The sequence below is a fragment of the Clostridium sp. genome, from assembly GCF_040797585.1.
Taxonomy (GTDB): Bacteria; Bacillota; Clostridia; order Clostridiales; family Clostridiaceae; genus Clostridium_Z.
On record NZ_JBFNEO010000166.1, the window covers coordinates 1 to 6,530 of the forward strand.

At 28.2% G+C, this 6,530-nt stretch carries 9 protein-coding genes and 1 pseudogene; 2 read left to right on the top strand and 8 right to left on the bottom strand.

What is annotated here, in order from left to right:
• The 6 genes and pseudogenes from AB2369_RS10260 to AB2369_RS10285 all read right to left on the bottom strand — a co-directional run.
• Window positions 1-311, bottom strand: a pseudogene (locus AB2369_RS10260) (hypothetical protein); the annotation flags it as partial.
• On the bottom strand, window positions 299-427 hold the full coding sequence (locus AB2369_RS10265; protein ID WP_367666387.1) for a hypothetical protein: 129 nt from the start codon (window positions 425-427) through the stop codon (window positions 299-301). The pseudogene AB2369_RS10260 and the gene AB2369_RS10265, both read right to left, overlap by 13 nt.
• 67 nt (window positions 428-494) lie before the next feature.
• On the bottom strand, window positions 495-1,439 hold the full coding sequence (locus tag AB2369_RS10270) for a GNAT family N-acetyltransferase (RefSeq protein ID WP_367666388.1): 945 nt from the start codon (window positions 1,437-1,439) through the stop codon (window positions 495-497).
• Window positions 1,440-1,572: 133 nt separating this feature from the next.
• Window positions 1,573-2,640, bottom strand: coding sequence for a serine hydrolase domain-containing protein (locus AB2369_RS10275; RefSeq protein ID WP_367666389.1), 1,068 nt, complete (start codon window positions 2,638-2,640; stop codon window positions 1,573-1,575).
• A 134-nt stretch (window positions 2,641-2,774) separates the two neighbouring features.
• Window positions 2,775-3,101: a helix-turn-helix domain-containing protein gene (locus tag AB2369_RS10280; RefSeq protein ID WP_367666390.1), complete on the bottom strand. Its 327-nt coding sequence runs from the start codon at window positions 3,099-3,101 to the stop codon at window positions 2,775-2,777.
• A 304-nt stretch (window positions 3,102-3,405) separates the two neighbouring features.
• Window positions 3,406-3,567, bottom strand: a complete 162-nt coding sequence (locus AB2369_RS10285; RefSeq protein ID WP_367666391.1) for a hypothetical protein — start codon at window positions 3,565-3,567, stop codon at window positions 3,406-3,408.
• Between the two features lie 172 nt (window positions 3,568-3,739).
• Between AB2369_RS10285 and AB2369_RS10290 the strand changes: the two genes are divergently transcribed.
• Window positions 3,740-4,192: a hypothetical protein gene (locus AB2369_RS10290; RefSeq protein ID WP_367666392.1), complete on the top strand. Its 453-nt coding sequence runs from the start codon at window positions 3,740-3,742 to the stop codon at window positions 4,190-4,192.
• A gap of 82 nt (window positions 4,193-4,274) precedes the next feature.
• Complete coding sequence (locus AB2369_RS10295; protein WP_367666393.1) at window positions 4,275-4,985, top strand: TraX family protein; 711 nt, start codon at window positions 4,275-4,277, stop codon at window positions 4,983-4,985.
• Window positions 4,986-5,021: 36 nt separating this feature from the next.
• Here AB2369_RS10295 and AB2369_RS10300 read toward each other — a convergent pair whose 3' ends face one another.
• Complete coding sequence (locus AB2369_RS10300; RefSeq protein ID WP_367666394.1) at window positions 5,022-5,756, bottom strand: DUF4430 domain-containing protein; 735 nt, start codon at window positions 5,754-5,756, stop codon at window positions 5,022-5,024.
• 9 nt (window positions 5,757-5,765) lie between these two features.
• Window positions 5,766-6,530 (bottom strand): hypothetical protein (locus tag AB2369_RS10305; RefSeq protein WP_367666395.1); only part of this gene is annotated, 765 nt, incomplete at its 5' end.

A 6,530-nucleotide genomic window follows, 5' to 3' on the forward strand; every position in this document is an offset into this window, starting at 1 on the left:
ATATATGGAACAAAACATAATACACTAAACAGAATCGATAATGCAGCCCCTTTGTATTTTAGTCCATAACTTAAAAAACTTTCTTTCCTAAGAAGTGATACAATTGTAATTCCAAGACCTGCAATACCAAATTGAAATAAGGCACTAATAAACGTCCTCAATAATATATGAATGTTTTTATTCTTTATAAATATAATAATTTTATCTTGAAAACCCGTGTAGATTCCAAGTACTACCAATGCTGTAATAGCTATTATATAAAGATCAATATCTAGCCTTTTTTGTTTATTTGCTAACTTTACTGTTTCCAATAATATCTCCTCCTTACAAATAAAATATTAACAAAATCTTCGTAGAAGTTTTGATTTCTCACCTTAATTATTCCCTTAATATCATCCACATTAGCTCTTTCAAACTCAATTTCCATTGTGCTTACTCCCTTATTATTTTATATATTTTGAAATTATAAATAACTTATATATATATAAAATTATCTAATTATTCCTTTTAGGAATATATAAACTTGTAGTTTCTTCTCCTGCTATGAATCCTAAATTATGATATAATGCCTCTACATCATTCCCAAGCTCTACAAATAACCTTAATACTGGATATTCACTTTTCAAATTATTTAATGCTCCTTTTATCATTCTACCTGCAAGTCCTTTTCCCCTATAAGATGGATGAACTGCTACATCATATATGTTTGGCCACTCTTCCCATAGGCTAATAAGGCAAGCTCCTACAATTTCATTGTTTATCTTACTCAATAATACTGTTGAGGCATTTAAAGTAGCATCATTACAATAATTAAAATACTCTTCACAAGAGGAAATAAAGTTCTCTTTCTTTTTATCCCCATTATAGGATTTATAAAAAAAGTGTCCTAAATCTTTTATATTAACTTCTTTTAAATCCATAGTAATATAATCTTCTTCAAAGGTAATATTATATTCTTCAGTAGGTCTTATCATTACACGACTGAAATCCCATGAGTAATCTGGATTTTCTCCCTCTTTGATATTACGTAATTCTCCAGTCATCCTAAAGCCTGTTCTAAAATAATATTCAAGTTCCGTTGTCATAACTCCATGAGCGTAAATATTTTTATTTGGATCTGACCATTTCCTTAACTCTAAAACAATTAAGCTTAATATCTTATGTTTATCTGAAAAAGGCGGTATAAGAAATACCCAACCTATCATATTAGGCTCAAGGATTACTCCTCCAACTCTTTTATCATCTTTTAATATCCAAAAGCAGTTTTCTTCCTCTGAAAAAACTTCAAATAGCTTATTAAAACTTTGCCTAAACCAGTTATTATTATTTCTATATATTGCTGAAAAGATTGAAAACTCCTTTGGATTTGCTTTATTTAAACTAAAACCATCTTCTAATTCATATATAACTTTTTCCTTAATCCATATATTACTTTTCATAGTTTATCTTTAGTGGGAGGATATATAATAAACACAATCCTCCCACTAAATCCCCCTCCTTTTAACTCCATATATTTTTAGTATATGGTAAGTAAATAAGCTTTATATAAAACTCATTTGCTTACTAAAATACTTATTCCATTATTATTCCTAGTTGTTCTTGAACTTTTATAGCTATATCCCATATATTACAAGAATCATTATTTGATAATATAGTAAATGTTATATCATGCTCTGGAAAATACCTAGTTACACAAGCTACTCCAGCATTACTTCCATCCTTTGTTATGCAAAACACCTTATTATCTCTTTTTCTTAATCTAAATTCAAAACCATATCCCATAAGGCCATATATCTTAGAGTTTTCTCTATATAACTCTTTAGGTTTTAAAATCTCATTTGCTAGATTCTCTGATAATAATTTATTATTAAGTATATTCCTAATAAAAATATCTAGGTCTCCTACGGTGGTATGTGCCCCTCCATCAGAACAGCCAATTGGAGGGTATGAATATATATTTTTTCTAAAGCCTATAATTTCTTTATCACTATTTTCAATAGATACATACCCTTCAGCCATGTTTTTATTAATTCCATCCATAGATAAAAAATCACTATTATTCATAGAAGCTTTCTTAAATATATTTTCTTTAACGTACTCTATATAACTCTTACCACTTATTTTCTCTATGACTAAGCCTAACAAAATATAGGCACAATTATTATATCTACATCCTTTTCCCGGGCTAAAATACGGCTTTTTATAGACAAACTGTGGGATAAAGTCTCTACATTCCCTCACAGAATAGCTAGGCTTTTCCCTCCATATTTCCTCATAACTTTCTCCTGACTCCTCATCTGCATCATCTCCAATACCTGAGGTATGAGTTAAAAGGTGATAAATACTTATCTCCTTTGATATCTCTCCATTTTCTATATCTAGGATATCTAAGACTTTATTCTCTAATGTTATTAATTTTTTATCTACTAGTTGTAATATACTAACTGCTGTAAATAGCTTTGTAATAGATGCAGTATCAAATCTTGTGTCTAAAGTATTTTTTATTTCCCACCCAAGATGTGCATATCCATGTGCACATGAAAATAATTCTTCCTCTCCTTGTTTAATTAATACGGTTCCAGAAAAATTTTTATTTTGGGCATAATCTTCAAATATATCTCTTATTATATTTAAATTCATAGTATCTCCTCCTAAGCTTTATGATTTGAACTTAATTTCTCTCACAACTTCTATATCTAAAACCAAATCTAGCTTTCTTAAGATAGCTTGTATATTTAATTCTATTGATTATAGAACTTAAAAACTTAACATTTTTACTCATAATTTTTAAAGTTTACCCTGTATTGTTTCGGCGTCATTCCATATTCCTTTTTAAATGCTCTTATATATGATTGTTCATATTGAAAGCCTGTCTCTAATGCTATATCACATATTCTTCTATGAGTATTTATGAGAAGTTCAGTACTAAATATTAACTTTTTAGTTTTTATATATTCCATCACTGAGATCCCTGTGAATTCTTTAAATTTTCTCTGGGTATGAGAATAGGAGTAATTAACAAGATTTGCTATATCTTTAATTTTCAAATCATATTCTATATTTTCATCAATATATTTAACAACAGTATTAATTTTGCACATAAAAAATCCCCCTTAAGTGAAATCTAAGTGTTAACAATTCGCCACAAAAGCTATGCCATCACATTTTCACTAAAGAGAGTCTCTTTAATAGTGTATAAATGATATATGGAAATAGAGCTAAGTGATGATGTTAACTAATAAAGACAATAAGAAATAAGCCTGCAAAAATACGCAAACTTCTTTATCTACTTCTTCATTAGTTACATTACATCATCATATAAATCATTTTCTTCACCTCTCTACCTAAATAATTTCTTTATAAATAAAATATCTTCACACATAAATTATAGTAAGATCCCATGAACTAATTCTTTTTGAAGAATCCTATAAGTACCATGATAACTCCTATTAATGCTATATATAATTCATTACCATAAAATCTTATTCCCGGTTCCCCTTGTATAAACAAGCTAACCATTATTAAAGTAATTCCTAGAAGCATTAATTTTATTGACTTACTTTCCATTTACTTGCTCCTATAAATAAAAATTCTATTGTATTATCTAAATAAAAAATAAATTCTTTTATAAAAATAATTTTATCTCTTAAGTATATAAACACTTATTTACAAAACCATAGTAACATATAGTTGAATATTATACAATATATGTATTAATGTTTTTATTTTAGGAGGAATTATGATTAAAAAAAAGTTTTTTATTACTGCTTTAACCCTTCTTATAATATCTGTATTTTTTAATATGTACTATATGGTTAAGTCTACTACCCTTCCTACCATATATGAAACTAATATATATCTTGACCATGTAATGCTTAAAGATTTTTCTTTTATAGGATATTATAACTCAATATATGTTGAAAAAAATTCATATTTAGAAAAGGTAGAGAGAGACCAGGATATAAATAACATTTCTCTCTCTGTATCTATTGACGATGACTTAATAGTATCTTTATCTACTAGGGATACCTATTGGAATGACTATAAGCACTATTTAGATTTACAATATCCACCAAGGAAATTAAGATTATCTAAGAATTCTCTTTTAAAAGTGAAAGCTACTTACACTGTTAATGGTGAAAATAAAGAGTCCTATAAAGAACTTCAAATAACAGACCTTACAAAAATGTAAGGTCTGTGTAATGGACATTTTCTTATAGTTTCTGATAATATATCTCCATGAGAAATTTTAAGAATCATGGAGGATATTAATAATGAATGCTTTTATTTTAAAGATAATAGCCATGGTATTTATGGTTTTTGACCATTTAGCATCTTATATAGGAGGTATGCCTGTATGGTTTCCTTGGGTTGGACGAGTTGTTGCTCCTATATTTATGTTCTTCCTAGTAGAAGGTTTTTATCATACTAGAAATAGAAATAAGTATATGATAAGACTTTTTAAATGGGCTGCTATAATGGCATTAGGTTCCTTTATACTAAGAATTACTATACCATCGTCTCAACCTGTTAATAATAATATATTCCTTTCTTTCACTTTAGGGATAGCTATGCTTATGTCTATTGATTATATAAAGAAAACTAAAAATTATATAATTGGAATACCTATTTTTATTTTAACGGTAGCTTTAAGTTTTTTCACAGAAGCTTCTATTTTCGGTGTTATGAGTATACTTATATTTTATTTCTTTAGAGGAAATAAAATTAAACTATCACTTGTATATATTATAACCTCTTTATTAGTAACTAGCTTCTTTAATACAATCTTAACCTTTGATACTCAAATTATATATGAATCTTTATTTCTTTTTGATCCTCAATGGATGCAGATATTTTCTTTAGTATTTATTTTATCTTATAATGGTGAAAGAGGACCAAATAGTAAATCTTCTAAGTACCTATTTTACATATTCTATCCTACACATCTATGGATAATTTCATTACTTGCAATGTATATAAAATAGTAAAAAGCAGAACTACAAATGTAGTTCTGCTTTTTATTAACTCTTTATATATCTCCAAAGAATCTTATCACCCTTTTGAATATTATAAGCTCCAGCTCCAACTGATGGAGATATATAGTTTTCCTCTCCAGACTTCTTAACCATGAAGACCCATCCACTGGAAGCTCCATGCGCTCCACTGCTTAGTCCCATTATGGAGTCAAAGAATAGAGCACTTCCTCTTCCTTTAGCTTTATAACTTCCTTCTGGTAAGATCTTTTTCGTTAGAGCTCCAACACTTATATTTTCCTCATTAAAGGAGGTCGAGAATAAATTCTGCCCTGTTATTCCGTTGACTACTAAGAAATTATTCTCTTTCTTTTCATCTTCCTTATTATTAACAGGGGTACTTTTATTTTCTTCTTTTAAAACTTCCTTAGAAGTTTTAGGGGTTTCCTTAGATACCTGATTTTTAGTATAAGCGGCTTCTTTTTTATTCCCCTCACTTGGTTCTCCTTTTTGTGATACTCCTTTAGTATTACTATCTTTTGAGGCATCTTTAACCTCTTTATTTTCATCTACCTTTTTAGTATCTTCTTCTTTATTTTCCTTAATCTCATCTGAAAATTCCTTACTTTCACTATTACTGTTTCCTTCTACATCTTTTGCTGCATAAGTATTTTCCTTTGTATTATCAAGAGAGTAATATTCCTTTAAAGCATTTACTCCTGTATACCCACTTATAGCTAAAAGTAGTACTACTAAAGATACTATAAGACTTTTCTTATTCATATTTTTCACCTATTTTGCTTTCTTTTTATTAATAAAATAACCTGCTATTAATAAAACTGCCGCTCCTAAGGCTACTAAGGAGATCATCATATTTTTCTTATAAGAAGATAAATTAACATTAGAGCCTTTTTCCTTTTTATCTTCACTAGTGGTAGCTTCTTTATCAGCATCACTGTTAGGACTTGTCTCTTCTTTATTATCTTCCTTGTCCTTAGACTCTTCATTTGGTTTATTACTTTCTAAAGAATTTAATTCTTCCTTATTATTACTATTCTCTTCTGCACTATTATTAGCTGCCACTAAGCTACTTTCTACAGTTCTATTGCCAGCTTTAAGATTTTCTATAGTAGCATTATTATCAGTTACCTTATTTCCATTATTATTTTTAGATTCTTCCTTCACATTAACTTTATCATTATTATTCTTTACTTCTTCTTTATTTCCATTATTGGTATCTTTTACTTCTTCTTTATCCTTATTATCTACTCCTTCTTCCTTACTGAAGTCAAAAGTTTTATTAAATACACTCTTATCTTTTAATATATCTGATAAAGCTAACAATCCTTGCTCAGTAATCATAGTGGTTTCTATTCCACCTTCTGTATTAAACTCAAACCTATCACCTTTTCTAAAGTTTAGAAGTAATTCTACAATGTTCTTATCTCCAACTTTAAAATCATCACTTAAAGGATCTTGTCCAATAGCTTTTAATCCATTTATAACAGCAGATAATGTATAAGGATTTATATTATTTTTATCCATCTTACTTATCTC

Coding starts and splice junctions, on each gene's coding strand:
- AB2369_RS10270 (WP_367666388.1), bottom strand. CDS start 1,439: ATGAAAAGTAATATATGGATTAAGGAAAAAGTTATATATGAATTAGAA.
- AB2369_RS10265 (WP_367666387.1), bottom strand. CDS start 427: ATGGAAATTGAGTTTGAAAGAGCTAATGTGGATGATATTAAGGGAATA.
- AB2369_RS10290 (WP_367666392.1), top strand. CDS start 3,740: ATGATTAAAAAAAAGTTTTTTATTACTGCTTTAACCCTTCTTATAATA.
- AB2369_RS10275 (WP_367666389.1), bottom strand. CDS start 2,640: ATGAATTTAAATATAATAAGAGATATATTTGAAGATTATGCCCAAAAT.
- AB2369_RS10285 (WP_367666391.1), bottom strand. CDS start 3,567: ATGGAAAGTAAGTCAATAAAATTAATGCTTCTAGGAATTACTTTAATA.
- AB2369_RS10295 (WP_367666393.1), top strand. CDS start 4,275: ATGAATGCTTTTATTTTAAAGATAATAGCCATGGTATTTATGGTTTTT.
- AB2369_RS10300 (WP_367666394.1), bottom strand. CDS start 5,756: ATGAATAAGAAAAGTCTTATAGTATCTTTAGTAGTACTACTTTTAGCT.
- AB2369_RS10280 (WP_367666390.1), bottom strand. CDS start 3,101: ATGTGCAAAATTAATACTGTTGTTAAATATATTGATGAAAATATAGAA.